General features: G+C 68.1%; 19 protein-coding genes. 12 read left to right on the top strand and 7 right to left on the bottom strand.

Annotated features, from left to right (window positions below):
* Positions 1-13 precede the first annotated feature (13 nt).
* From M5E06_RS33480 to uxuA, 3 genes are read left to right on the top strand one after another with little or no spacing between them, the layout of a single operon-like run.
* Complete coding sequence (locus M5E06_RS33480; RefSeq protein WP_109074232.1) at positions 14-517, top strand: TRAP transporter small permease; 504 nt, start codon at positions 14-16, stop codon at positions 515-517.
* Positions 517-1,791 (top strand): TRAP transporter large permease, encoded by a 1,275-nt coding sequence (locus M5E06_RS33475; RefSeq protein ID WP_252141960.1) that lies wholly within the window; start codon positions 517-519, stop codon positions 1,789-1,791. The genes M5E06_RS33480 and M5E06_RS33475 overlap by 1 nt, the downstream gene beginning before the upstream one ends.
* Before the next feature lie 43 nt (positions 1,792-1,834).
* Positions 1,835-3,031 (top strand): mannonate dehydratase, encoded by a 1,197-nt coding sequence (uxuA, locus tag M5E06_RS33470; protein ID WP_109074234.1) that lies wholly within the window; start codon positions 1,835-1,837, stop codon positions 3,029-3,031.
* A 17-nt stretch (positions 3,032-3,048) separates the two neighbouring features.
* On the opposite strand, the gene M5E06_RS33465 is transcribed toward uxuA, so the two are convergent.
* Positions 3,049-4,566 (bottom strand): sigma-54 interaction domain-containing protein, encoded by a 1,518-nt coding sequence (locus M5E06_RS33465; RefSeq protein WP_252141959.1) that lies wholly within the window; start codon positions 4,564-4,566, stop codon positions 3,049-3,051.
* A 239-nt stretch (positions 4,567-4,805) separates the two neighbouring features.
* Here M5E06_RS33465 and M5E06_RS33460 point away from each other — a divergent pair, with 239 nt between their 5' ends.
* From M5E06_RS33460 to M5E06_RS33450, 3 genes are all read left to right on the top strand, one after another.
* Entirely contained in the window at positions 4,806-6,644 is a 1,839-nt protein-coding gene (locus tag M5E06_RS33460) for a sensor histidine kinase (protein WP_252141958.1), read from the top strand.
* A gap of 79 nt (positions 6,645-6,723) precedes the next feature.
* Positions 6,724-7,263: a TRAP transporter small permease gene (locus M5E06_RS33455; protein WP_109151099.1), complete on the top strand. Its 540-nt coding sequence runs from the start codon at positions 6,724-6,726 to the stop codon at positions 7,261-7,263.
* The gene (locus M5E06_RS33450; RefSeq protein ID WP_252141957.1) at positions 7,260-8,543 is read left to right on the top strand and encodes a TRAP transporter large permease; all 1,284 of its coding nucleotides are present in this window, start codon (positions 7,260-7,262) and stop codon (positions 8,541-8,543) included. Before M5E06_RS33455 ends, M5E06_RS33450 begins: the two co-directional genes overlap by 4 nt.
* A 15-nt stretch (positions 8,544-8,558) precedes the next feature.
* Here M5E06_RS33450 and M5E06_RS33445 read toward each other — a convergent pair whose 3' ends face one another.
* The 4 genes from M5E06_RS33445 to norR form a co-directional block, all read right to left on the bottom strand.
* Entirely contained in the window at positions 8,559-8,885 is a 327-nt protein-coding gene (locus tag M5E06_RS33445; protein ID WP_252139120.1) for a hypothetical protein, read from the bottom strand.
* Complete coding sequence (locus tag M5E06_RS33440; RefSeq protein WP_252139121.1) at positions 8,882-9,964, bottom strand: IS5 family transposase; 1,083 nt, start codon at positions 9,962-9,964, stop codon at positions 8,882-8,884. The genes M5E06_RS33445 and M5E06_RS33440 overlap by 4 nt, the downstream gene beginning before the upstream one ends.
* Positions 9,965-10,044: 80 nt before the next feature.
* On the bottom strand, positions 10,045-10,311 hold the full coding sequence (locus tag M5E06_RS33435; protein ID WP_252141956.1) for a DUF1488 family protein: 267 nt from the start codon (positions 10,309-10,311) through the stop codon (positions 10,045-10,047).
* A complete protein-coding gene (norR, locus tag M5E06_RS33430) occupies positions 10,308-11,933 on the bottom strand; it encodes a nitric oxide reductase transcriptional regulator NorR (RefSeq protein ID WP_252141955.1) in 1,626 nt (541 codons plus the stop codon). Before norR ends, M5E06_RS33435 begins: the two co-directional genes overlap by 4 nt.
* A gap of 134 nt (positions 11,934-12,067) precedes the next feature.
* Here norR and hmpA point away from each other — a divergent pair, with 134 nt between their 5' ends.
* The 4 genes from hmpA to M5E06_RS33410 all read left to right on the top strand — a co-directional run bounded on the left by hmpA (position 12,068) and on the right by M5E06_RS33410 (position 17,725).
* Positions 12,068-13,243 (top strand): NO-inducible flavohemoprotein, encoded by a 1,176-nt coding sequence (gene hmpA / locus M5E06_RS33425; RefSeq protein ID WP_252141954.1) that lies wholly within the window; start codon positions 12,068-12,070, stop codon positions 13,241-13,243.
* 510 nt (positions 13,244-13,753) lie between these two features.
* The gene (locus M5E06_RS33420) at positions 13,754-15,910 is read left to right on the top strand and encodes a methyl-accepting chemotaxis protein (RefSeq protein WP_252141953.1); all 2,157 of its coding nucleotides are present in this window, start codon (positions 13,754-13,756) and stop codon (positions 15,908-15,910) included.
* A gap of 235 nt (positions 15,911-16,145) precedes the next feature.
* Entirely contained in the window at positions 16,146-17,072 is a 927-nt protein-coding gene (locus M5E06_RS33415; RefSeq protein WP_252141952.1) for a MurR/RpiR family transcriptional regulator, read from the top strand.
* Entirely contained in the window at positions 17,072-17,725 is a 654-nt protein-coding gene (locus M5E06_RS33410) for a bifunctional 4-hydroxy-2-oxoglutarate aldolase/2-dehydro-3-deoxy-phosphogluconate aldolase (protein WP_252141951.1), read from the top strand. Before M5E06_RS33415 ends, M5E06_RS33410 begins: the two co-directional genes overlap by 1 nt.
* Positions 17,726-17,761: 36 nt before the next feature.
* On the opposite strand, the gene M5E06_RS33405 is transcribed toward M5E06_RS33410, so the two are convergent.
* Entirely contained in the window at positions 17,762-21,205 is a 3,444-nt protein-coding gene (locus tag M5E06_RS33405; RefSeq protein WP_252141950.1) for an ATP-binding protein, read from the bottom strand.
* Positions 21,206-21,346: 141 nt separating this feature from the next.
* Here M5E06_RS33405 and M5E06_RS33400 point away from each other — a divergent pair, with 141 nt between their 5' ends.
* Together M5E06_RS33400 and M5E06_RS33395 are read left to right on the top strand one after the other, a co-directional pair.
* Positions 21,347-22,414, top strand: coding sequence for a transporter substrate-binding domain-containing protein (locus M5E06_RS33400; RefSeq protein WP_252141949.1), 1,068 nt, complete (start codon positions 21,347-21,349; stop codon positions 22,412-22,414).
* 226 nt (positions 22,415-22,640) lie between these two features.
* Positions 22,641-24,356 (top strand): MFS transporter, encoded by a 1,716-nt coding sequence (locus tag M5E06_RS33395; RefSeq protein WP_109151108.1) that lies wholly within the window; start codon positions 22,641-22,643, stop codon positions 24,354-24,356.
* Positions 24,357-24,459: 103 nt separating this feature from the next.
* Here the strand turns inward: M5E06_RS33395 and M5E06_RS33390 are convergent, their stop codons facing one another.
* The gene (locus M5E06_RS33390) at positions 24,460-25,635 is read right to left on the bottom strand and encodes a calcium-binding protein (RefSeq protein WP_252141948.1); all 1,176 of its coding nucleotides are present in this window, start codon (positions 25,633-25,635) and stop codon (positions 24,460-24,462) included.
* Positions 25,636-25,803 lie beyond the last annotated feature (168 nt).

Here is a 25,803-nt window from a genome sequence, read left to right as displayed (position 1 = left end):
AAGAGCCTTTCCAATGCGCAACGCCTTTGCCGCCGCGGTGTCGGCCGTCTCCGCCCTTTGCCGCTGGGGAACCCTGGCGGCCATCGGCGTCCTCATCGTCGTCGTGACCATCCAGGTGCTGGGCCGCATTCCCGGTTTCCCCTCGCCGCCCTGGACGGAGGAGGTGGCCCGCTTCGCGCTGGTCCATCTCGTCGCCTTCTCCTGCGGGCTGGCGCTGCTGCGCGGCGAGCTGGTGAATGTCGACATGTTCATCCTGCTGCTGCCCAAGCCGCTGCAGACGGCGGTCGCCCGGCTGGTCGATCTGGCGATCCTGGTCTTTGCCATCGCCATCATCCCCGGTGCCTGGGATTACGTGGTCGGCAGCATTGGTGAGCGGGCGCGCTCCATCAACGTGCCGATGATCTGGGTCTATGTGGTGACGCTGATCATCCCGGTGTCGCTCGCCTTCTTCTCGATTGCCCGGCTGGCCGGGCTCGGGCGCGATTCCGCGCCGCCCAGCCATGGGGAAACCGTCTGATGGTCACCGCACTGTTCGTCACCTTCGCCGTCCTGCTGATCCTGGGCGCGCCGGTGGGCATCGCGCTGGGCGGGGCTTCGGCGGTCTATCTGGTCGGCAGCGACATCGACCTCGCGGTGGTTCCGCAATTCATGTATGCGGGCATGGACAGCTTCGTCCTGCTCTGCATCCCCGGCTTCGTGCTGGCCGGCAACCTGATGAACGGCGGCGGCATCACCGACCAGATCGTGCTGTTCAGCAACCGGCTGGTCGGCCACATCCGCGGCGGCCTCGGCCTTGCCAACGTGACGGGGTCGATGGTGTTCGCCGGTATCTCCGGCACAGCGGTGGCTGAAACGGCCTCCATCGGCGCTGTGATGATCCCTGCGATGCGCAAGTCCGGCTATGACGCGCCCTTCGCCGCCGCGGTGACCGCCGCCGCCTCCACCGTCGGGCCAATCATCCCACCCAGCGTGCCGATGATCATCGTCGGCACCCTGACCGGCCTGTCGGTCGGCAAGATGTTCATGGCCGGCGCCGTCCCGGGCCTGCTGCTGGGCATCGGCATGATGCTGACGGTCTGGATCCTGGCGCGGGTGCGCAACTATCCCCGGGAGCCGTGGCAGGGTTTCGGCGCCCTGCTGCGCGCCAGCCGCGGCGCCTTCTGGGCGCTGCTGATGACGGCGATCATCCTGTTCGGCATCGTCGGCGGCTATTTCACCCCGACCGAGGCCTCCATCGTCTCGGCGCTCTACGCCTTCGTCATCGGGCTGTTCGTCTACAAGGGCTTCAAGCTGCGCCAGCTGCCGGGAATCCTGTTGGAAAGCGCCATCGGGTCGGGCGGGCTGATCCTGCTGGTGGGTCTTGCCAACGTGTTCGGCTGGATCCTGACCAGCGAGCAGATCCCGCAGGCCATCGCCGCTTCGATGCTGGCGCTGACCACCAACAAGTATCTGATCATCCTACTGATCAACATCCTCCTGCTGATCGTCGGCACCTTCATGGAGACGATCGCCGCGCTGATCATCCTGTTCCCGCCGCTGCTGGCGGTGGCGACGCAGGTCGGCATCGACCCGATCCATTTCGCCACCTTCGCCGTGCTGAACCTGATGATCGGCCTGACCACCCCGCCGGTCGGCGTCTGCCTGTTCGTCGCGGCGAACATCGCGAAGATCTCGCTGGGCGCCATCACCAAGGCGATCTGGCCCTTCCTGCTCTGCAACATCGTGATCCTGTTCCTGGTCTCCTACATCCCGGCCCTGTCGCTGTGGCTGCCGAGCCTGCTTTTCCGCTGACACCCAAATCCAAAGCCCCTCTCTTTCCAAGGAGTTCGCAGCCATGGAACAATCCTGGCGCTGGTTCGGCCCCGAAGACGCCATCAAGCTGAACCACATCCGCCAAGCCGGCGCCACCGGCGTGGTCACCGCCCTGCACCACATCCCCTACGGCGTCGTCTGGTCGGTCGAGGAAATCCAGAAGCGCAAGGCGATGATCGAGTCCGACAAGGAACTCGGCCTCAGCTGGACCGTCACCGAAAGCCTGCCGGTGCACGAGGCGATCAAGATCGGCGAAGGCGACCTGACCGAGCTGTTCGACAACTACCGCCAGTCGATGCGCAACCTCGCCGCCTGCGGCGTGACCACCATCTGCTACAACTTCATGCCGGTTCTGGACTGGACGCGGACGGAGCTGGCGGCGGCGCTGCCGGGCGGCGGCACCTCGCTGCGCTTCAACGCCCATGAGCATGCCGCATTCGACGTCTACATGCTGGAACGTCCGGGCGCCGAGGAGGACCATTCCCCGGAGGTCCTCGCCAAGGCCAAGGAGTGGTTCGACCGCTCGTCGGAAAGCGACCGGGCGAAGCTGCTGTCGAACATCATGGCCGGCCTGCCGGGCGCCTATGACCGCTACGACATTCCCGGCCTGCGCAAGATGATCGCGCGCTTCAACGGCATGTCTGCCGACGGCCTGCGTGAGACGCTGGCCCGCTTCCTGCGCGAGGTGATCCCGACGGCGGAGGAGGTCGGCATCCGCATGGCGATCCACCCCGACGACCCGCCCCGCCCGCTGTTCGGCCTGCCCCGCATCGTCAGCACCGAGGACGACCTCGCCCATCTGATCAACGCGGTGAAGTCGCCGAACAACGGCCTGACCTTCTGCACCGGCTCGCTGGGCGCGGGGCAGACCAACAACGTGCCGGCGATGGCCAAGCGCTTCGCCGAGGACATCCATTTCGTCCACCTGCGCAACGTCGCCAAGGAGCCGGACGGGTCCTTCGAGGAAGCCGACCATCTCGGCGGCGACGTCGACATGGTGTCGGTCGTCACCACCCTGCTGGAGGAGCAGAAGCGCCGCCAGGACGCCGGCAACGACAACTGGCGCCTGCCCTTCCGCCCCGACCACGGGCATGAACTGCTGGACGATGTGGGCAAGCCGACCCACCCCGGCTACCCGATGATCGGCCGCCTGCGTGGTCTGGCCGAAATCCGCGGCGTGATGACCGCTGTCGCGGCGGTGAAGCAGCTGCCGATGTGAGTGGGGAGGCGCCGGCGTCACCCGCCGGCGCGCATCCCCAGCCGGGCGAGCTTTTTGTAGAAGGCGGCGCGGGAAATGCCGAGCGCCCGTGCCGCCTCCGTCGCCCGGCCGCCGCTGGCCGCGAGCGCACGGCCGAGCAGCCCGCGCTCGAACTCGTCGAAAGCCTCGTCATAGCCCGGTGAGGGCTGCGGCGTCGCATGAACCAGCGCCTGGACCGGCGTCGGACGCGTCACCTCTGCCGGTTCTGCATCCGCCAGATCCGGCAGCGCTTCGGCGAGGTCGGCGGCGGTCAGGCGGCGGTTGTCGGTCAGCAGGCAGGTGCGTTCCAGCACGTTGCGCAGCTCGCGCACATTGCCGGGCCAGCGGTGGCGGCTCAGCGCCTCGACCGCTTCCGGGGTCAGGCCGCGCAGGGGAAGGCCGCTGCGGGCGGCGATCTCTTGAAGAATAGACTCTGCGATGGCTTCCAGCCCGCCGCCCATCTCCGCCAGGGCCGGCAGGCGGATCGGCAGCACGTTCAGCCGGTAATAGAGGTCGGAGCGGAAGCGGCCGTCGCGGATCCGCTGCTCCAGATCGACATTCGTCGCCGCAATCACCCGCACATCCACCTTCACCGGACGGTCGGAGCCCAGCGGTTCGATCTCCTGCTCCTGCAATGCCCGCAGCAGCTTGGCCTGCAGCCCCAGCGGCATGTCGCCGATCTCGTCCAGGAACAGGGTGCCGCCATCGGCGGTCTTGAAGCGGCCTTCCCGGCCCCGGCGGTCCATCCCGGTATAGGCACCGGGCACCGCGCCGAAGAACTCCGCCTCCAGCAGCGTTTCCGGGATCGCCGCCACATTGACGCCAACGAAGGACCGGCCGCTGCGCGCTGACAGGCCGTGGATGGCCTGGGCGATCAGCTCCTTGCCGGTGCCGGTCTCGCCCAGCAGCAGGATCGGTGCATCGCTGCGGGCGGCGAGGCGGGCTTTGCGCTTGACCTCCAGGCAAACCGGGCTGTCGCCGACATAGCTTTGCAGCGTGTAGCGCGGCTGCCGCCCCTCGTCGAGCCGGCGTCGGGTCGCCGCGAGTTCGGCCTCCAGCCGCGACAGCTCGGCCAGCAGGGGTTTCAGGCGATGCAGACTGTCATAGAGGACGAAGCCGACGGCGCCGATGATCCCGCCGCGGTCGTCGGTCAGGGGAAATCGCGTCACCACCAGCCGCTGGGTGCCGAACAGCATCAGGTCGAGCAGGATCGGCTGGCCGGTCGCCAGCACCTGACGCATCTGCGAATGGGGGATGATCTCCTCCACCTCGCGGCCGATGGCCTCGGCGGGATCGGAGATGCCGAGCATGCGGGCGTATTTCTCGTTGATCCACACCACCCGCGCGTCGCGGTCGACCGCCACCGTGCCCTCGGACTGGGTTTCCAGCGCCTCGAACAGCGACGGGATGGCGCGGCTGCGCAGCAACGCGGCATTCCCGGCAAAAGCATCGCCTTCCAGGGGAACCGCCGCCCTGTCCGCTCCGCCCCGCCGTCCGCCGTCCGCCCGTTCCGTCACCCCAATCGCTCCCCATGATCGTCGCATCCAGGTGTTATCGGGACCGAGCCCGGATTCCGCAATGCCGGATTCCGCAATGGTAGAGAGACCCTCGGGGCAAGGCCGATCACAGTGCCGCAGGCTCTTGCGGAGTTGCGGCCGGCCGGTCCATGCTGCGGTGCCGTAGCGCTTTCCCGCTCCATTGCGGAACGGCCGCGCCACTCCTCCGGAGCCATCTTGCCCGTTCCGTCCGTTCCGCCATGCTGACCCTGCCGGCCCTTCTCCTGCTTGCCGCGGTGCTGGCGACCTTGTGGACGGCATGGCGCAGCTGGGCTCTGCCCCCCTTTCCCGGACGCTTCAACTTCGTGGCGATGCAGCTGTCCGCCTCCTGGTGGACGACGGCCGCAGCCATCGAAACCATCGTCCCGGCGCCGGCAGACAAGCTGTTCTGGGCCGAGATGGCGTGGTTCGGCATCGTCTGTACCCCCAGCTTCTGGGCACTGTTCCTGTGGTCCTACACGCAGGAGGAATTGGCGGCGCGCTGGCGGCTGGTGCCGGTCGTGGTGGGCGCGCTGACCTGGGCGGCGGCGCTGACCAACGATGCCCATCAGCTGATCTACACGTCGGTCCAACCGATCAGCGACGCGCCGGGCGCCGCGCTGGACTACAGCCACGGCCTGCTGTTCTTCGTCGTCACCATCTATCTCTATGCCTTCATGGTGATGAGCATCGTCGTCACCGCCAGCGGCATCCACCGGGCCACGCCGGCTTACCGCACCCATTACCTGGGCTTCCTGGTGGCGATGGCGGTGCCGTGGGTGGCGAATGTCGGCTACGTCACCGGCAACCTGACTCTGTTCGACTTCGACCCCACTCCCTTCAGCTTCCTGCTGATGGGCGCGGTGTTCTACTGGCTGATCACCCGGCGGCGCCTGTTCGTCCTGCTGCCGGTCGCCCGCGACGCCCTGCTGGACGCCGTACCCGACCCCGTTCTGGTGCTGGATGCCGACGGCACGGTGGTGGAGGCGAACCCGGCGGCCCTGGCGCTGGTGCCCGGCGGCACGCCGCTCGGCCGCCCGCTGGCGGATCTCCCCGGCTTGTCAGCACTGTCGCCGCGGGACATCACCCTACCGGTGCCGCTGACGCTGGAGAGCGACGGCGCAGTGCGCAGCTTCGAGGCGACGCGCGTCCCGCTCACCTCCGGCAATGCCGGCGGGCGTGTTGCCGCGCGCGAGGTCGGCTGCCTGCTGATGCTGCGCGACGTCACCCATCGCCGCCGGGCCGAAATGCGGCTGGAGGACATGGTGCGGCGCCTCGACCTCGCCCGGCTGGAGGCGGAGGAGCGGCTGGTGGCGGAGCAGGAGGCCAAGCGGGCGCTGAACGGCTTCCTGTCGATGGCGGCCCACGAGTTCAAGACGCCGCTCGCCATCATCGACGGCGCGGCCCAGCTTCTGCTGATGGATGCGGAGGTGAAGGCCCCCGGCATGCTGCCGCGGCTGGAGAAGATCCGTCGGGCCGTGCGCCGGCAGGTCAACATCCTGGAGACCTGTCTTGCCGACGACCGGCTGAGCGACCCGGCTTTCGCGTTGCGCCGCGATCCGCTGGATCTGCCGGCCCTGCTGCGCGCCGCCGCTTCGGCCCAGGGCGACGCCGCGCCCGGCCGGCGGATCGAGCTGGATCTGGACGGTTGTCCGGCCCGGATGACCGGCGACGGCCCGATGCTGGAGCTGTGCGTCCACAACCTGTTGAACAACGCGCTGAAATACTCGCCTCCCGGCACGCCGGTCCGGCTGCGCGCCTGCAGCGAGGACGGGCCGGACGGGCAATCACAGCTGGCGCTGTCGGTGGCCGACCAGGGAATCGGCATCCCCGACAGCGAGCGGGAGCGGGTGTTCGACCGGTTCTTCCGCGCGTCCAACACCGGAACGGCGGCGGGCAGCGGCGTCGGGCTGAACATGGTCCGCCGCATCGCGGCGCTGCATGGCGGGACGGTGACAGTGGACAGCAGGCTGGGCGAGGGCAGCGTTTTCACGTTGCGGCTTCCGCTATCCGAAGAGGCGCTCTGCGAAGACCGGATGGCCGGCATGCCGGCGGATTAATCCGTCGGAGAGATCGTTTCTTGCATTGATTGACAGGTGAAGGGAATAATCCCGCTCCCTCCATCTGGACCCTGGCAATATGAGCGATCACGACCCCACCGTCGTCCGGCCGGTGCCGAAACCCCGCGTCCCCCTGGGCATCGAAGAGGTGCTGGTCGCCATCACCATGGCGGTGGTGGCGCTGATCACCTTCGCCAACGTCGTGGTGCGCTACCTCACCGACGTCTCCTTCGCCTTCACCGAGGAATATTCGATCGCGCTGATGGTGATCCTGACCTTCCTCGGCGCCTCGGCCGCGGTGGTGAAGGACCGGCACATCCGCATCACCTTCATCACCGACAAGCTGTCGCCCACCAACCGCCGCCGGGCGGAGCAGTTCGCCATGGCCTGCGTGGCGGTGATGTACGGGCTGCTGGTGGTCTATGGCACCTGGACGACCTGGGACGATTACCGGTTCGAGGTGACCTCGCCGGCGCTGGGGCTGCCGCAGTGGATCTACACGATCTGGCTGCCGGTCCTGTCGCTGGTGGTGCTGGCCCGCACCATCGGCCGCATGATCCGCATCCATCGCGGCACCGAACCGCTGGAAACCGGACATATCCCGGAGGGCGAACCGTGATCACCAGCCTGCTCTTCGGGTCCTTCCTGGTCATGATGCTGGCGGGCGTGCCGATTGCCGCCGCCCTTGGGCTGGCCGGCACCGCCGCGATCGCCTTCGCCCATCTCGGCGTCATTTCGGTTCCGACCAGCGTCTATACCGGCATCGCCAAATATCCGCTGCTGACCATCCCGATGTTCGTGCTGGCCGGCACCATCTTCGACCGGTCGGGCGTGGCGCAGAAGCTGGTGCGTTTCGCCACCGCCATCGTCGGCCAGGGTAAGGGTGCACTGGCGATCATCGCGGTGGTGGTTGCGATGATGATGGGCGGCATCTCCGGTTCCGGCCCCGCCATCGCCGCGGCGGTCTGCGGCGTGATGGCGCCCAGCATGATCCGCGCCGGCTATCCCCGCCCCTACATCGCCAGCGTCATCGCGGCGGCGGCCGCCACCGACATCCTGATCCCGCCGTCGGTCGCCCTCATCATCTACAGCGTCCTGGTGCCGGCCGCCCCGACCACCTCGATGTTCGCCGCCGGCATCATTCCCGGTACGCTGGCCGGCCTTGCCCTGATCATCCCGGTCTTCTGGCTGGCGCGGAAACACAATCTGGGCGCCAAGCTGTCGAACGAGCCGCGACCGCCCTTCTGGCGCAGCCTGTGGGACGCATCGCTCGGCCTGTTCGCCAAGGTCATCATCCTGGGCGGCCTGCGGCTCGGCATCTTCACCCCGACCGAGGCGGCGGTGATCGCCGTGGCCTACGGCCTGCTGCTCGGCATGGTGGTCTACCGCACCATCCGCTTCCGCGATCTCTATTCCATGCTGGTGGAGGCGGCGGAGATCTCCGCCATCATCCTGACGGTGATCGCGCTGGCCAGCGTGTTCGGCTGGGCGCTGAGCACCCTGTCGGTGATCGACCCCATCGCCGACGCCATCATCCACTCGGGCCTTGGCGAATATGGCGTGATGGCGCTGCTGGTGGTGATGCTGACCATCATCGGCACCTTCCTGGACGGCATCTCGATCTTCATCATCCTGCTGCCGCTGCTGATCCCCATCGCCACCGCCTACAAGTGGGACCTGACCTGGTTCGGCGTCATCCTGACCCTGATGATCGCCGTCGGCCAGTTCACTCCGCCGATGGCCGTCAACCTGATGGTGGCCTGCCGCATGACCGGCTGTTCGATGGAAAGCACCCTGCGCTGGGTGATGTGGCCGCTGGTCACCATGCTGCTGGTGGTGGTCGCGGTGATCATCTGGCCGGAACTGGCGCTGTGGATGCCGCGGCAGATGGGGTTCTAGCAGGCTGCTGAAAAACTACCAGCGGTGAGCCTTGAGTTGGATCTCGTCGCCGTGGTGGATGCTGATTTCAACCTCGAGGCTCCCATCCTCGGCCAATTCGACCGTGCCGGTGCCGCGGATAGGGGTCATCTCGTCGCTGCCCTCGAAATCGAAGAAGATGGTGCTGACGCCAGTCTCGCACTCCAGGCCGGCTTGAAGGGCGCCGAACACCATCTCGCCGCGGCCGTCGACGTCGAAGCGGATGTAGGCCGGCTCGACCAGATCGAGATATGCACGGTCCCACTGGTCGGCTTCGATGAGGCGCCACTTGCCGAGCACCTTGCAGCGTCGCGCCGCCGTCATGGCGCCGTAGCCAGCAGCTTGGGCAGCCGGATCAGGTTGTAGGCTGCCGTGGCGAAGGTAAAGGCCCAGCCCACCCGGGCGGTGCCGCGGAAGCGGCTCTTGCGATGACCGGCCACCGTCTTGATCCAGCCGAATACCTCCTCGATGCGCTTGCGGCAGCGTTGGCTCACCTCGTAGCCGGAATGCCGGGTGGTGCGCGCGTCGATACGCGAACGCCGCCCGGAGATGTTCTGCGCCACGTGCGGCGTCGCCTTCAGTGACCGTAGGTCGGCGACGAAATCCGCCGTGTCGTAGCCCTTGTCGGCGCCCACCGTGATACGGTGCCGGCCTTCCATGGCGCCGATCAGGTCGAGCGCGGCGCTCCGCTCGGCGGTGCCGCTGGCCTGCGTGAGCGTCGCTCCAACCACCAGGCCGTTGCGGTTCTCCATTAGCACGTGCCCCATGAAGCTGAGCTTGGCCTCCTTGCCGCGCCCCTTGCGGAACAGCTTGGCTTCGGGATCGGTCAGACTGGTGTGCGTGTCGTTGCTGCGCCGCTCGCCGTGGAAGTTCCGTTCGCCGTTGCGTCCGGGCCCCGGTGGCTCGTCGCTCCCGTCCTTCGGACGGAAACTCTTCACGCTGGCCCAGGCTTCGATCAACGTCCCGTCCACCGAGAAGTGCTCGTCCGACAGCAAGCCTTTGACCTTGGCGTGCGCCACCACGGCACCGAGGAAAGTGCCGGCCACGTCGCCGGCGAGCAGGCGGTCGCGGTTCTTGGTGAACACTGTCGGGTGCCAGGCCGGATCGTCCACGCCCAGGCCGACGAACCAGCGGAACAGCAGATTGAAGTCAATCTGCTCGGCGAGCTGACGCTCCGAGCGGATCGAGTAAAAGGCTTGCAGCAGCAGCGCCTTGAGCACCTGTTCGGGCGGGATCGACGGCCGCCCGGTGCTGGCGTAAAGTCCGGCGAACGCCGTATCCATGCCGGCCAGCACCTCATCGACCACTGCCCGGATCGCCCGCAACGGATGCTTGGCCGGAACCCGCTCCTCCAGAGACACGTAGCTGAACATCCCGCCCTGATGCGACTGCCGTCCGCGCATACCCGTGACCTCACCTGACCACCGCAAGGAAAGCGAATCACAACCATGCCGCGCCGGGAAGGGTGTTTTTCAGCAGCCTGCTAGAGGAAGCGGGCGATGTCGCGGCTGGTCAGATGCAGGCTGGCCGCGGTGCCGTAGCCGCGCCCTGTGATCTTGCCGGCCGCCGCGGCCTCGAACGCGGTGCGGTGGGCGGCGGCGTAGGCGAGGCAGTCCTCCGGCGTCGGGTCCCGCCGGCCGAGCAGGGCGCGGAAGGCCAGCCGGTGGACGGCGCACCAGCCGCCGTGACCGGCCGGGCGGAAGACCAGCGCGTCGATGTCCGCACGCCAGGACAGCCCCTCCCCGCTCATTCCCGCAATCCCAACCGCCGGGCGAGACGGAACAGGTTGCTGCGGTCCAGGCCGAGCGACCGCGCCGTCTGCGCCCAGTTGCCGTCGTGGCGGGCCAGATGCTCGCGGATCATCCGGCGTTCGAAATCCTCCACCGCGTCGCGCAACGGCAGTTCGGGCGGGTCCGGCGGTTCCGGCAGGCGGGACCGCTGCGCCGGCATCGCCGCCGTCACGGCACTCCCCTCCTCCTGCCCCGAATCGGCCAAGCCCAAATCCTCCAAGCCCAAATCCACCGGGGTCAGGGTCAGCACACCGCCGTCCGGCGGACGGGCGACGCGGGCGCGGATGGCGCCTCGGCCGATGGCGTGCTCCAGTTCGCGCACGTTGCCGGGCCAGGGGTAGGCCAGCATGCGCCGCTCCGCCGCCGCCGACAGGCGCAGGTTGCGCAAGCCCAGACGCGCCCGGTTGCGTTCCAGGAACAGGCCGGCCAGCCGCAGGATATCGGTGCCGCGGTCGCGCAGCGGCGGCACCCGCAACGGATAGACGCTGAGCCGGTGATAGACGTCGGCTCGGAAGCGGCCCTCCCGCACCTCTGCCGCGAGGTCGCGGTTGGTGGCGGCGATCACCCGGACATCGACGGTAATGTGGCGGTCGGAGCCGACGCGCTGGATCTCGCCGTTCTGCAGCGCCCGCAGCATCTTGGCCTGCACCGCCAGCGGCAGTTCACCGACCTCGTCCAGGAACAGGGTGCCGCCGTCAGCCAGTTCGAACTTGCCGCGCCGGTCGGCCACCGCACCGGAGAAGGCGCCGCGCACATGGCCGAACAGCTCGCTTTCCACCAGCGCGTCCGGCAGGGCGGCGCAATTGACGTGGACCAGCGGCCCGGCGGCGCGGGGGGAGTGGGCGTGCAGCCGGCGGGCCACCAGCTCCTTTCCCACCCCGGTCTCGCCCAGCACCAGCACGACGAGGTCGCTGGCCGCCACGGTATCGACCTCCGTCAGCAGAGCCGCCATCGCCGGACTGCTGCCGACGGGGTCGAAATCGAGCCCCTGCGGCGGATCGTCCAGGATGCGCAAGGGCGTTCCGCCATCCGCTGCCATGGCTGCGTCCTGTGCCGCCCGCCGCTCCACCGCGGTCGCGAGGTCGGCAGTCAATTGCGCCCAGGCGGCAATCGACCCGTCCCAGCCGTCGAAACGCCCCTCGTTCAGCGCGTCCAGCGTCAGCACGCCCCAGGGCCGCCCGTCGACGCTCAGCGGCGCCCCGACGCAGTCATGCACATGCAACCGTTCGCGCAGGTCGGGGATCAGCCCGTCATAGGGGTCGGGCAACTCGCAGCCGGCGGGGAAGCGCAGCGGCCCGTCCTCCGCCTCGGCAATCGCCTGCAGGCGGGGATGCTCACCCAGTTCGAATCGCCGGCCGAGCGTGTCGGGACTGAGTCCGCGCGTGGCCAGCGGAACCAGCAGCCCCTCCTCCCCCAGCCGGCTGTCGTGACGCAGCAGCGCACAGGCATCGCAGGGCAGATGCCGCGCCATCAGGTCGAGCAGCAGCGGCCACAGCTGTGCCGGATCGTCCAGCGCCCGCAAAAGCGCCCCTGCTTCTGCGAGCGGCAGCACCGTTGTCGAAATGACCACATCGTTGTTCATTCGACATCATAGCGTCCGCGGTCGCTTTGACAACGCTCCCTTCTGTGCAGTGCGGAATAGCTGGCTGCGTCGCTTTGGCACAGGGTTTGCCATCTGGTTGCGACAACGTGACGCGTAAAAGGATTGCCCTCTTCATGCTGACGCCTGCACAGATCGCCGTCATCAAGGCCACGGCTCCCGCCGTCGCCGCCAATGCAAACGAGATCACCGGCACCTTCTATCCGCTGATGTTCGAGCGCTTCCCCGAGGTGCGCGCCGTCTTCAACCAGAGCCACCAGCGCAGCAGCGCCCAACCGGAAGCGCTGGCCAACGCCATCATCGCCTACGCCTCCAACATCGACCGGCTGGAGGTTCTGGGCCCGGCGGTGGAGGCCATCGTGCAGAAGCACGTTTCGCTCAACATCACCCCCGACCAGTACAAGATCGTCGGTACCTGCCTGATGGAAGCGATCGGCAAGGTGTTGGGCGATGCGGTGACCGCCGAGGTCGCCGACGCCTGGGGCGCGGCCTACTGGCAGCTGGCCGACCTGCTGATCGCAGCGGAGGAAAAGGAATATGCCCGCAAGGCGGCGCTGACCGGCGGCTGGCGCGGCGCCCGGCGCTTCCGCATCGTGGAAAAGACGCCGGAAAGCGCCGTCATCACCTCCTTCCGGCTGGCGCCGGTCGATGGCGGGCGGGTGATGGACTTCCATCCCGGCCAGTATCTCGGCCTGCGCCTGACCGTCGCCGGCGACACCGTTCACCGCAACTACAGCCTCTCGGCCTCGCCGAACGGCCGCGACTACCGCATCTCGGTGAAGCGCGAGCCGCAGGGTCTGGTGTCCGGCTTCCTACATGACCGCGTGCAGGTAGGCGACGAGATCGACGTCTATCCGCCGGCCGGCGAGTTCGTGCTGCGCGAGGGCGCCGGCCCGCTGCTGCTGATCACCGGCGGCGTCGGGCAGACCCCCGCCCTGCCGCTGGCCGAACAGGCGCTGGCCGCCGGCCGCAAGGTCATTTACGTGCATGCCGCGCTCAACGGCTCGGTCCACGCCTTCCGCCGGCAGATCGACGAGTTGGCCGCCCTGAACGAGGCGCTGAAGCCGGTCTATTGCTATGCCGAGCCGCAGCCGGGCGACCAGCCGCACATGGTCGGCCTGCTCGACCAGCAGCGTTTGGCCAACCTGCTGCCGAAGGAGCCGGGCGTGGCCGCCTATGTCGTCGGCCCGAAGCCCTTCATGGCCGCGGTGGTCAAGGCGCTGACCGCGCTGGGCCTCCCGGAGTCGGCCATCATCCACGAGTTCTTCGGCCCGCGGGAAGCGCTCGCCTGACGCGGCACCCGAACAAGGTTGCCTCCAAACCTCGTAAGCCGGCCTTTCCCCAAAGGCCGGCGTTTTTTCGGCCGATGTCCGTCCACCTGACGCCCTTGCGTCCGGCGGTTGCGAGTAAATCTGTTATATCACTTAAATCAGATGTGAATTGCTGCGGCATAGGCCACCCTTCCGACTTGCGTCCGGCAAAGTGTGCTCCTTTTCGGTGAAATCCTCATGTGACGCGGCGGGCCATCCATTGCGATGCGGCATGATCGGCAACGCAACGCGGAAGAATCGTGGATTCTCCTTATTTCTTTCTTAGCGATTTTGGCGCTTTCCTAGTCACGGAACGGTCAAATTATTTGCAACTGTTCCTTTCCCGTGACCTCGCCGATGGCCGTCCCGGGGAGGGGACGGAGGAAACGGTGATGCGGCGAGAGCCGGAACGGCCGGCCGCAGTGACGTGTGGAGCGCTGGTGCCCGAGAGCATCAAGGGGGGAGGACGGTATGTCGAACGATAGCCGGAGCATGATGCTCCAAGGCGCGCCCGCGAAAGGCGTTGCCTGGTATTCCGGGCTGCGCGCCAAGCTGATGATCGCCATCGGCGTGGTGTTGTCCGGCACGCTGGTCGCCGCCGCCGTGGCGCTGATCGGCTATGCGAATGTGCGCACCACCATCGACGCCATCGTCGGCGAAGCGGTGCCGGCGATGACCGAGGGCATGGCGGTGGCGCAGCAGGCCGAACGGCTGGTGGCGCTGGCACCGGCCCTGACCTCCGCCGACGACGCCGCCGCGCGGGAAGCGGTTTCCACCCGCATCGCGGAGGCGAAAGAGGAATTCAACACGCGCCTGTCCCGGCTGCGCGCCACCGGCTCCGCCGGGGACCAGCTCGCCGCCATCGAGCAGGCGTCGCAGGGGCTGCTCAACAACCTCGTGCAGCTCGACCAGGCGGCGGCCGAACGGGTGGCGCTCGCCGCCGAGCGCACGGCGATGCTGCCGAAGGTGTTGGCGGCCGAGGCGGAAATCCAGAAATTCGCCGCCCCGTGGACCTCAGTCCTCAACAATGACGAGGAACAGGCCCGATCCACCCTGGGAGAGGCGGACACCGCTCCCGCCGCGCTGCGCGAAGCGGCGACCGCACTGTCCAAGATCACGACTCAGAAGAAGCCGCTGATGGTCGTCACGAACGAGGCGGCCAACATCCGCAACATGCTGATGGAAGCGGCGACGACCAACGACGACCAGCGGCTGGCGATCATCGAGACGCGGGTCGGCGTGTCGCTCGCCGGCCTGTCCAACGGTGCCCAGGGGCTGCCGGAGCGGCTGGCCGCCGTCGCCTCGAAGCAGGCGGAGCTGCTGAAGGATTATTCGATCGGCGAGACCTCGCTGGTCACCCTCCGGCAAAAGGAACTGGCGATCCAGGGCTATTTCACCCAGCTGCTGGAGAGCAACCACGCCCTGACCACCACCCTGTCCAAGGGGATCGCCACCCTGGTCGAGGGCCAGAAGCACAACATCGCCGAGGCCAGCAGCGCCACCACCCGCATGCTGGACAACAGCCAGCTGACGCAGATCGCCGTCGCCGTCGCCAGCATCCTGGTGTCGATTCTGGTCGTCTGGCTCTATATCGGCCGCATCGTCATCCGTCGGATGATGGCTCTCAAAGCCGGCATGGCCCGGATCGCCGCCGGCGACCTGGACGCCGAGATCGCGCTGCATGGCCATGACGAGATCGCGGAGATGGGGGCGGCGCTGCTCGTTTTCCGCGACACCGCGCGCGAGGTGGAAACAACCCGTGCCGCCGCCGAGGCCGAACGCCAGCGGGCCGCCGGCGAACGCCGCCAGACCATGCTGTCGCTGGCCGACCAGTTCGAGAACGGCGTGAAGACTGTGGTGGAAACGGTGTCCGCCGCCGCCACCCAGATGCATCAGACCGCCGCCGGCATGGTGGCGACCGCCGACGACACCTCCCGTCAGGCCGGCAGCGCCGCCGAGGCGGCGGAGACCGCGTCGGTAAACGTCGACGGCGCCGCGTCGGCCGCGCATGAGCTGTCGCAGTCGATCAGCGAGATCGCCCGGCAGGTGACCGAATCGGCGACCATCGCCGCCAAGGCGGCAAACGAGGCCGACCGCACCGACAGCACCATGCGTGAACTGAACGAGGCCGCCAGCCGCATCGGCGCCGTGCTCGACCTGATCTCCGACATCGCCGGCCAGACCAACCTGCTGGCGCTGAACGCCACCATCGAGGCGGCGCGAGCGGGAGAGGCCGGTAAGGGCTTCGCCGTGGTGGCGCAGGAGGTCAAACAGTTGGCCAGCCAGACGGCGAAGGCCACCGACCAGATCGCCGGCCAGATCGGCGCCATGCAGCAGGCGACCGGCGAGGCGGTGAACGCCATCCGCAGCATCGGCCTGACCATCGGCCGCCTGAACGACATCGCCGCCAGCATCGCCGCAGCGGTGGAGGAGCAGGGCGCCGCCACCTCGGAGATCGCCCGCAACGTCCAGCAGGCGGCGGGGGGCACCGCCCAGGCCTCGCAGAACATCGGTCAGGTCCGCACCGCCGCCGGCCAGACCGGCCAGTCGGCGCAGGAGGTCCTGTCGGTCGCCCAGGAGGTCTCGACCCAGACCGGTCACCTCCAGCAGCAGATCGACCGCTTCCTCAGTCAGGTGCGGTCGGCCTGACCCACCCGAAAAGCCCCTCTCCCCCGGGAGAGGGGCTTTTCATTTGTAACGCCAGGATCACCTCCTGCATCGGGCACTCCCCCCCTTCGGCACCCGCCAAATCCACTCGGGCGAGGGGGCGGAAAGTGAAGGGGTACGCGGACGAAATGTAGCGTTGCTTCACAGGTGGGTCGACAAAGCGGCGTGTCTGTAGTAAAACTACACTCGTTTCTCGGCAGCCACGCTGGCCTTTCCCATGCTGGACACCATCGCCTCGTCCCTCGACAGCCTGCGCCGCGCGGAAGCCGCGGTGGCCCGCACCGTTCTGGCCGACCCGGAGGCCGCGGTCCGCGACAGCCTGGCGCAGCTGGCCGGGAAGGCAGGGGTCAGCGAGCCGTCGGTCCTGCGCTTCTGCCGTTCCGCCGGCTTCGGCGGCTTTCAGGAATTCAAGATCTCGTTGGCCCAGCATCTGGCGGCCTCCGCCGTGCGGGAGGAGGTCGGCGACCGCCCGACCCCGCTGGTGCGCGACCTCACCCCCGGAGACAGCGTCGCCAGTGCGGCGGAAAAGGTGCTGAACCGCTCCATCGACGCGCTGGTCCGCCTGCGCGGCCGGCTCGACAGCATGGCGCTGGAAAAGGCGGCCGGGGTGCTGGCGCGGGCGCGGCGGGTGCAGATCGTCGGCGTCGGCGCGTCGGGCGCGGTGGCGCTGGATGCCCATCACAAGCTGTTCCGCCTGCTGCCGCAGGTCACCGCCAGCACCGATGCCCATCTTCAGGCGATGGCGGCGGCAACGCTCGGCCCCGGCGACGCCCTGCTGGCGATTTCAAAGACCGGTACCAGCGACGAGATCTTCGATGTCGCCGCCATTGCCCGCGACGGCGGCGCCACGGTGATCGCCATCACCGCGTCGGCGACTCCGCTGGCCGAACGTGCCGACATCCGCCTGACCGTCGACGTCGACGAGGACACCGCCGTTCACACCCCGATGGCGTCGCGGCTGGCGCAGCTGGCGCTGATCGACGTGCTGACGGTCGCCGTCGGGCTGCAGGCTCCGCCGGGCCTCGACCGCCGTCTGGCCCGCATCAAGGCGGTCCTGGCCGGGCACCACCGCGTACCGGAGCGGCCGGCTTCCCTTTCAAACCCCGCATCCCCAATCATCCAGAAGAAATCCGAGGAATCCTGATGTCGACCACACAGAGCCCTGTTGAAATCCTGGACCAGCTCGTCGCCTATGGCGTCGTTCCGGTCATCCGCAACAGCTCCGCCGATCTGGCGCGCACCGCCGTCACCTGGCTGCGCGAGGCCGGTTACGGCACCTTCGAGATCACCATGACCACCCCCGGTGCCGTCGGCCTGATCGAGGAGCTGTCGGCCGAGGGCGGCGCCCTGATCGGCGCCGGCACCGTCCTGACCCCGGCCGCCGTCGCCGAGGTGGTGAAGGCCGGCGCCAAGTATGTGGTGTCGCCCTGCGTCGTGCCGAAGGTGGCCGCCGCCTGCCGCGACCATGGCGTGGCCTGCCTGATGGGCGCCCTGACCCCGACCGAGGTGCATGCCGCGATTTCCGCGGGCGCCGACGCCATCAAGATCTTCCCGGCCTCCACCGTCGGCCCGGCGCACATCAAGGCGCTGAAGTCGGTCTTCCCCGGCGTCCGCTTCGTCCCCACCGGCGGCATCGATGCCACCACCGTGGCGTCCTATGTCGCGGCCGGCGTGGCCTGCGTCGGCGCCGGCGGCAAGCTGGTCGACGAAACCCTGGTCAAGAAGGGCGACCGCGAAGGCATCCTCGCCGCCGGCCGCCAGCTGATGGAAGCCTACCGCGCCGCCAAGGGGGCGTGAGCAGGTTGGTTTGGGGCGGGACGTCAAACTCCCGCCTCAAACCCCCTCCAGCACACCACGCACCGCGTCCATCGCCGCGAGACCGCGGCTGAACGCCGACTCCGCGGTGGCGGCCAACTCCTGCGCCTCGGCCCGGCGGCCTTCGCGCATGCCGTCCTCAACCGCGCGCATCAGGCCGACGAAGCCGGTCAGGCCGAAATGGCTGGCGGCGCCGGCAAGCCGGTGGGCGATGTCCTCGATCTCGTCGTCGGAGCTGTCGGCGGCGCTCAGGCGGGGCAGACCGTCCTGCGCCGATTCCAGCAGCAGGCCGCGGATGGTGGCAAAGCGTGCCGGACCGAGGGAGCGGATGTAACGCTCCAGAATTTCCTCGTTCACATCGTCCTCCACCACCGGCGGACGGGCGGACGGCTCGAACGGCACCGTTCCGGCACCCGTCTCCTCGTCCTCATCGGATCGCGCGGCGACGGCGTTCGACAGCAGGTGCATCAGGCGTTCCGGGAAGATCGGCTTCTCGATCACCGCATCAATGCCGGAGGCGATGTAGCGGGCACGGTCGGCGGCGAAGACGTTGGCGGTCACCGCCACGATTGGCACCGCCGCGCGGTCGGCGTCCTCAAGCGCGCGGATGCGGCGCGCCACCTCCGGCCCGTCGATGTCGGGCAGGCGGATGTCCAGCAGGATGGCATCGAAACGCCGCCGCGTCGCCAGTTCCAGCGCCTTTTCCCCCGTCTCCGCGACGGTGATGCGGTGGCCGGCGTCGGACAGCAGGCCCAGCGCCACCTCGCGGTTGATCGCGTCGTCCTCCACCAGCAGCAGGGCCAGCGAGCGCACCCGGCTGATCGGCAACAGCCGTCCGGGCCGGGCGGGGAGCGCCGGCTCGATCACCCGCTGCAAGGGGATGGTGACGGTGAAGACGCTGCCCAGCCCCTCGGCGCTGTCGACGCGGATGCTGCCCTGCATGGCGTCCAGCAGGTGGCGGACGATGGCGAGCCCCAGGCCGCTGCCGCCGAAGCGGCGGGCGATGGTGGGATCGGCCTGCTCCAGTTTTTCGAAGATGGCGGCGCGACGGTCCGCCGGAATGCCGATGCCGGTGTCGCGCACGGCCAGACGCAGCATCTCTCCGGAACCGGAACGTTCCGGCCCCGGTTCGATATCGACGCGCAGGTCCACCCCACCGCGCTCGGTGAACTTCACGGCATTGCCGACGAGGTTCACCAGAATCTGACGCAGCCGCTGGCGGTCGACCACCACCAGCTCCGGCACCTCCGGCGCGATGTCGAGGTCTAGGTCGATCCCCTTCTCGTTCGCCAATCCTTCCACCGTCGCAACGACCTCCTCCAGCACCGGCAGCAGGGCGCAGGGAGCGGGGTCGAGGTCCAGTTTGCCGTCCTCGATCTTGCGCAGGTCCAGGATGTCGTTGACCTGATCGAGCAGCCCATGGCCGCAGCGCATGATCGACATGGCATAGCGCCGCTCCCCGGCATGCAACTGCCCGGTCAGCAGCAGCCGGCACAGGCCGAGGATGCCGTTCAGCGGTGTACGCATCTCGTGGCTGACGGTGGCGAGGAATTCGGTCTTGGCGGCGTCGGCGCGCTCCGCCCGCTCCTTGGCCTGCCGCAACTCCTCGCGCGCCCGTCGTGACGCGGTGATGTCGTTGGCGACGCAGATGATTCGGCAGCGCCCGTCGCCGGACCATTCGAAGGGATGGCGCTGCAGGGCGAAGACGGTGTTCTCGCCGTTGCGGGGAAGCACCAGCTCCTCCACCCCCAGCGAGCGCATCGAACCGGGATCGCCGCCGGCAAGCGCCCGGCCGGTTTCCGGCCCCAGAACCTCGGCCAACGTGCGGTTCTCGATGTCGGCGCGGCGGGTGCCGAAACAATCCTCCGCCGCCCGGTTCCACAGGACGACGCGGCCGCTGTCGCCGTCCAGCACGTAGAGAACGCTCGGCACATTGTCGATCACCGCATCCAGGAAGGCCTGGGTCCGGCGCAACAGCTCCTCCGCCTCGCGGCGGCGGGTGATGTCGACGACCGAACTGAGCAGCACCTCCTCGCCCTGGAATTCGAAGGCGATGCCGGACAGCAGGCCCCACAACCGGCGACCGGACTGGGTCACCAGTTCCGTCTCCACATCGAGCGCGATGCCGCTGGTGAAGACGTCGCGGACGAACTCGTCGCGCACCTGCGGGACGTACCAGACGCTGGCGGCGGGGCGGCCGAGCAACTCGCCGGCCTCGTCCACTTCGAACAGGTCGGCGGCGCGGCGGTTGACGAAGCGGATCTGGCCGTCGGCGCGGCCGGAGATCACCAGCGGGACGGGAGCCGCCTCCAGCACCGTGCGCAACCATTGCTCGTTGCGGCGGAGCGCCGCGCTCTTATCCTCCGTCTCCTGGATGTAGAAGCGCAGCGCGCGGGCAAGCTGGCCGATCTCGTCGGCGCCGGTCACCGGCACCTCGGCCCGGCCGCCGCCGGTGCGGTCGCGAATCGCCTCGCTGACCGCCCACAGCCGGGCCAGCACCTTGCGCCGCACATACAGAACCGACAGCACCATCCCCAGCACGACGACGCCGACCGAGGCGAAGAACAGGCGGGTGTAGGTGGTGGAGACCTCGATCACCTGCTGGCGGCTTTCCTCCGCCGCCTTGGTCTGTTCCACGAAGATGCCGGTGTTGAGGCCAGTGTTGACCAGCGACACCTGATTGGCGCGGTCGACCAACCCGTTCAGCATCTCCGACGCCTGCAATTCCGCCTGCCGTTGGCGGAAGACGGAGCGGTCGCCTTCCACCACCGACCGCATGCCCTCGGCCAGCCGGGCAAGCCGGTCCGACACGTCCCCCGCCGGAACCGAGCCGTCCAGCGTTGCCAATTGCGCCGCGGCGCTGTCGGCCAGCCGGGCAAGCGCGAAGCTGTTCTCCGCCTGATGGACCGAGGCGATCAGGAACAGCAGCCGTTCCGCCATCGCCAGCCAGCGCTGCACGCCGGCATCCTCCACCTCGCGCAACGCCGGTTCGGCCAGGGCGTCGGCCATCCGCCGCACGTCGCGGGTGCGGTCGGCCAGGGCGCGGCGCGCGGTGATGCGGGCGGCGACGCCGCGGTCGATGGCGTCACGCAGCCGCAGAATCTCGTCGCGCTGCAGCTTCAGCCCGGCAATCCGCTGGACCTGCCGGCCGTCGGCCGAATCCAACTCGGCCAGCAGGCGATCATAGCCGTCCAACTGGTCGGCCAGCCCCTGCTTGATCGTTTCGCGTCCGAAATTCTCTTCGGACAGGGCCAATTGTTCCAGGGTCCGCATGATCCGCTGGTGCTGGCGCTCCAGCTTGGCGGAGGCGACGACGGCGGGAAACTGTTCCGACGTGACCTTGGTGATGCCGGCATGCAGCCCGTCGAAGGCGATGTAGGCGCCAAGCCCAATCAGGAAGGCGACCAGCCCGTTGAAGGCGAGCGCGCCGAACAGCCGCGCCCCGACGCCGATCCTGACCATCCCGGCCCTGTCCGGTTCAGAACCGTCAGACCCCGACCCGCTGCCGTCCGCCATTCCTGTCCCTGCTTATCCGGTCCCGCATCGTTTGCGCGAGAACGATCGCAGCGTATCATAGCCCGGCCGTGGGATAAGGGGAGAAGGATGGGGTCGAAGCCTGTTGCCGTCGCGTTCGGCCTGCTGCTGGCGCTGCAGATCTTCACCGGCATCGCCGCAGCGCAGCCTGACTCAGCCGCACGCAACGGCGACCGGCCGGTGCTGGCGGAGATCGAGCGGCGTGGGGTCGTGCGCTGCGGGGTGTCCTTCAACCCCGGTTTCGCCGCCAACGACGACGGTGGCCGTCCGGTCGGCTTCATGGTCGATCTGTGCCGGGCGCTGGCCGCCGCGGTGCTGGGCAAGGCCGACGCCATCGAGATCCGCCGGCTGTCGAAGCTGCAGGAGTTCGCCGCGGTCGCCACCGGCGAGGTCGACGTCTCCTTCGCCCAGACGTCTTGGACCCTGACGCGCGACGCCACCTATGCCGTCGATTTCGGACCGCCGATCTTCTACGACGTGCAGGGGATCGCCGCATGGCGGCTGCCCGACGGCCGGTCGGCGCTGGACGGCGAGCTGACGGTCTGCGTGCCGGCCGGCACCACCACCCAGGCCGAGCTGGAGTCCCTGATCGCCGGCGGCAAGCGACCCTGGAAGCTGCGCAGCTTCCCCGGCTGGCCCGACACGCTGGAGGCCTTCCTCAGCCGGGACTGCGCGGCGGTCAGCGCCGACCGGGCATTGCTGACCACGGCGCTGAATATGTTGGACGCGCCGCAGGACGCGCTGGAAATCGCCGACACCCCCGTCGCCTCTTCCGTTGCCGCCCGCGAGCCGCTGGCCCCACTGACGCCGAACAGCGACCGCATGTGGATGGCGGCGGTGCGTTGGGTCATGTTCGCGCTGTTCCTGACCGACGATGCCGGCGTCACCGGCGCCAACGCCAATTTCCAGCGCATCACCGGCAGCAGCGAGATGCGGCGCCTGCTGTCCGGCATGCCGGACGTGGCGGCCAAGGCGGGCCTGCGTCCGGACTGGGCCTATCAAGCGGTGGTGCAGGTCGGGAATTACGGCGAGATCTTCGACCGCAATCTCGGCAGCCGCTCCCCCTTCAAGCTGGACCGCGGCGTGAACAGGCCCTGGACGCAGGGCGGGCTGCTCTATGCCCCGGTTTTCCAGTAAGGGCTGTTCCGGCAAGCGGCCGAATTCGCACAATAGGACAGCGTAACCCAATACCGCGCCCCGTTGCCCCCCGACCATGGTCGGGGGTGACGCTGATAGTTTGTGCACGCAACTATCCGTACAACGACCAAGAAGCGGGCTCGGTCATTCAACGGCATGACCGCGATGTGCCGCTCACCAAAAACCTACCACAGTCCTGGCTTATTCACTTGGGAGGGTGAAGACCATGGCCTATGCGGCTTCGACGGCTGATGCCGTCCGACCGATGACGGGCGAGGAGAAGAAAGTCATCTTCGCGTCCTCGCTCGGGACCGTTTTCGAGTGGTACGACTTCTACCTCTACGGATCGCTCAGCGCGGTCATCGCCGCGCAGTTCTTTTCGGGCGTGAACCCGACCGCGGCCTTCATCTTCGCCCTGATGGCGTTCGCCGCCGGCTTCGCGGTCCGGCCCTTCGGTGCCCTGGTCTTCGGCCGTCTCGGCGACATGATCGGCCGCAAATACACCTTCCTGGTCACCATCCTCATCATGGGCCTGTCGACCTTCATCGTCGGCATCCTGCCCAACTATGCCTCGATCGGCATCGCCGCGCCGATCATCCTGATCGGGCTGCGCCTGCTGCAGGGGCTGGCTCTCGGTGGTGAATATGGCGGTGCCGCCACCTATGTCGCCGAACATGCGCCGCATGGGCGCCGTGGCAACTACACCTCCTGGATCCAGACCACCGCGACGCTCGGCCTGTTCCTGTCGCTGCTGGTCATCCTGGGCTGCCGCGTGTCGATGTCGCCGGAGGATTTCAACGCCTGGGGCTGGCGCATCCCGTTCCTGATCTCCATCGTGCTGCTCGGCATCTCGGTGTGGATCCGGCTGATGCTGAACGAATCGCCCGCCTTCAAGAAGATGAAGGAGGAGGGCAAGCATTCGACCGCGCCGCTGACCGAATCCTTCGGCCGGTGGAAGAACCTGAAGATCGTGCTGCTCGCCCTGTTCGGCCTCGTCGCCGGTCAGGCGGTGGTCTGGTACACTGGCCAGTTCTATGCCCTGTTCTTCCTGACCCAGACGCTGAAGGTCGATGCCCAGGCGGCCAACCTGATGATCGCGGCGGCGCTGCTGATCGGCACGCCCTTCTTCGTGATCTTCGGTTCGCTTGCCGACAGGATCGGCCGCAAGCCGATCATCATGGCGGGACTGCTGCTGGCCTGCCTGACCTATTTCCCACTGTTCAAGGGCATCACCCACTACGCCAACCCGGCGCTTGAGGAAGCCATCGCGACCGCCCCGGTCGTCGTCGTCGCCGATCCGAACGAATGCTCGTTCCAGTTCAACCCGGTCGGCACCAGCCAGTTCACCAGCTCCTGCGACATCGCCAAGAGCGCCCTGGTGAAACGCGGCATCCCCTACACCAACGAAGCGGGGCCGGCCGGCACCGTCGCCTCGATCAAGGTCGGCAGCACGGTCATCCCCGGCTATTCCGCCCTGCCGCAGGCCAACACCACCGTGTCGCTGAGCCACGGTCCGGCCACCGCCGCCACCCCGGCCGACGCCAAGGCGGCGGGCGCCGCCTTCGACAAGGGGCTGGGCGACGCGCTGAAGGCCGCCAACTACCCGCCGAAGGCCGACCCGGCCCGCATCGACACGGTGATGGTCGTCGCCCTGCTGACGGTGCTGGTCCTCTATGTGACCATGGTTTACGGCCCGATCGCCGCCATGCTGGTGGAGATGTTCCCGACCCGCATCCGCTACACCTCGATGTCGCTGCCCTACCACATCGGCAACGGCTGGTTCGGCGGCTTCCTGCCGACCACCTCCTTCGCCATCGTGGCGGCCACCGGCGACATCTATTCCGGGCTGTGGTACCCGATCATCATCGCCGCCGCGACCCTGGTGATCGGCCTGCTGTTCGTCCGCGAGACCAAGGACGTGGACATCTATCAGCACGATTGACGCCACCGGCCTTCGCCTGAACCGGCGATGGTCCCGCAAAGGAAATGGGCGGAGGGGATTTCCCTCCGCCCATTTTCCGTCCTGGTTCCGTCAGGCACCACCGTCAGGCAATCGACAACGCCGCTTGCGGCTGCGTGGCGTCGGCCGCGGCAAAGGCGGTGCCGGTGGCGAGCGGCGAGGCGTCGCGGCCTTCCTGGTAGCCGAACTGGACGTAATGGTTGGTCGCGGCCTGCAGATCGGTGCCGAAGGCGGCCTGCAGATCCGGATAGCGCGCCAGATAGGACGAGGCGTCGAACTCCAGGTTCCGGCCCTCGTTGCGGCCGAACTGGGCATAATGGAGCGCCGCCGCGGTCGTGTCCGCGCCGAAGGCGGCGATCAGGTCCGGGTTGGCGGCAAGATAGCTCATGGAATTGAAATCGGTCTGGCGGCCTTCCAGCCGTCCCATTTCGATATAGTGACGGGTCGCCGCGCTGGTGTCGGTGCCGAAGGCGGCAAAGATGTCCGGATTGTCGGCGAGATAACCCGCGGCGTTGAAGGTCAGGGTGCGCCCCTCGCTCCACCCGAAGGACCGGTAATGGTCGAAGGCGGCATCGGAGTCCGTGCCGTAGGCCGCGGCGAGGTCGGTGTTGGCGGCGAGATAGGACAGGCCGTCGAACACCGGGGCGGTGGCGCCGGCAACCGTCTGGTCGGCGTACTGGATGAACTCGACATTGGTCAGCCGGTCATAGCCGTTGGCGTCGATCACATAGATCTCGCCATCGTGCTTGACGGCGCCACTGTCGGCCCGCGAGGCGTGGCGGACCACCGTGTCGATGCCGTCGCTGCCGTCGATGATATTCACGCCCTTGCCGCCATCCAGCAGGTCGTCGCCCCGGCCGCCGTTGATGGTGTCGTCGCCGGCATAGCCGCGCATCGTGTCGTTGAAGTCCGACCCGGTCAGGCTGTCGTTGCCGCTCAGCAGGGCATCACGGATCGCCTCCGCGTCGGTACCGGCCGCAGCCCAACCCAGTGCGGTCGCGACCGGCAGGTTCAACTGCGACACCGACAGGTCGGGAACGCCGTTCGTGGCGTTGGTGACGCTCGCGATGGTGCCGCCGGTCAGGGTCTGGCTGGCCGCGTCATAGGTGAAATTGCCGCGGAAGTCGGTGGACCGGCCGTCCGGATAGCTGATGACGAGCTGGCTGGGCGTGGCCACGGTGACCGTGCCGCCCCGGATACCCGTCACCCCGAGTTCGTCGGTGTTGATGCTGGTCTGGGACCCGGCGCTGACCGCTACCATTCGGACTCTCCTTACCCTTGCGTTTTCGACCAAAGGCTTTGCAGCCCCGCAGGAAGAACAACGACTGATCGGAAGAGTGCCACGTTCGCCGGAGGCGCGGTCGGGCGGCTACCTTTGCCCCCGTCCAAGGCCGGTATCCGCCTTATGCGTGCGGCCGAAGGTGGGTGG

It is taken from the genome of Azospirillum sp. A1-3 (assembly GCF_023806445.1).
Classification (GTDB): Bacteria; Pseudomonadota; Alphaproteobacteria; order Azospirillales; family Azospirillaceae; genus Azospirillum.
This window is presented reverse-complemented; position numbering and strand designations above follow the sequence as displayed.

Bases quoted from the DNA above. Each gene is read 5' to 3' on its own strand.
- M5E06_RS33415 (WP_252141952.1), top strand. From the start codon at position 16,146: ATGCTGGACACCATCGCCTCGTCCCTCGACAGCCTGCGCCGCGCGGAA.
- M5E06_RS33395 (WP_109151108.1), top strand. From the start codon at position 22,641: ATGGCCTATGCGGCTTCGACGGCTGATGCCGTCCGACCGATGACGGGC.
- M5E06_RS33390 (WP_252141948.1), bottom strand. From the start codon at position 25,635: ATGGTAGCGGTCAGCGCCGGGTCCCAGACCAGCATCAACACCGACGAA.
- M5E06_RS33400 (WP_252141949.1), top strand. From the start codon at position 21,347: ATGGGGTCGAAGCCTGTTGCCGTCGCGTTCGGCCTGCTGCTGGCGCTG.
- M5E06_RS33435 (WP_252141956.1), bottom strand. From the start codon at position 10,311: ATGAGCGGGGAGGGGCTGTCCTGGCGTGCGGACATCGACGCGCTGGTC.
- M5E06_RS33445 (WP_252139120.1), bottom strand. From the start codon at position 8,885: ATGACGGCGGCGCGACGCTGCAAGGTGCTCGGCAAGTGGCGCCTCATC.
- M5E06_RS33410 (WP_252141951.1), top strand. From the start codon at position 17,072: ATGTCGACCACACAGAGCCCTGTTGAAATCCTGGACCAGCTCGTCGCC.
- M5E06_RS33420 (WP_252141953.1), top strand. From the start codon at position 13,754: ATGATGCTCCAAGGCGCGCCCGCGAAAGGCGTTGCCTGGTATTCCGGG.
- M5E06_RS33480 (WP_109074232.1), top strand. From the start codon at position 14: ATGCGCAACGCCTTTGCCGCCGCGGTGTCGGCCGTCTCCGCCCTTTGC.
- norR (WP_252141955.1), bottom strand. From the start codon at position 11,933: ATGAACAACGATGTGGTCATTTCGACAACGGTGCTGCCGCTCGCAGAA.
- hmpA (WP_252141954.1), top strand. From the start codon at position 12,068: ATGCTGACGCCTGCACAGATCGCCGTCATCAAGGCCACGGCTCCCGCC.
- M5E06_RS33455 (WP_109151099.1), top strand. From the start codon at position 6,724: ATGAGCGATCACGACCCCACCGTCGTCCGGCCGGTGCCGAAACCCCGC.
- M5E06_RS33440 (WP_252139121.1), bottom strand. From the start codon at position 9,964: ATGCGCGGACGGCAGTCGCATCAGGGCGGGATGTTCAGCTACGTGTCT.
- M5E06_RS33405 (WP_252141950.1), bottom strand. From the start codon at position 21,205: ATGGTCAGGATCGGCGTCGGGGCGCGGCTGTTCGGCGCGCTCGCCTTC.
- M5E06_RS33460 (WP_252141958.1), top strand. From the start codon at position 4,806: ATGCTGACCCTGCCGGCCCTTCTCCTGCTTGCCGCGGTGCTGGCGACC.
- M5E06_RS33475 (WP_252141960.1), top strand. From the start codon at position 517: ATGGTCACCGCACTGTTCGTCACCTTCGCCGTCCTGCTGATCCTGGGC.
- uxuA (WP_109074234.1), top strand. From the start codon at position 1,835: ATGGAACAATCCTGGCGCTGGTTCGGCCCCGAAGACGCCATCAAGCTG.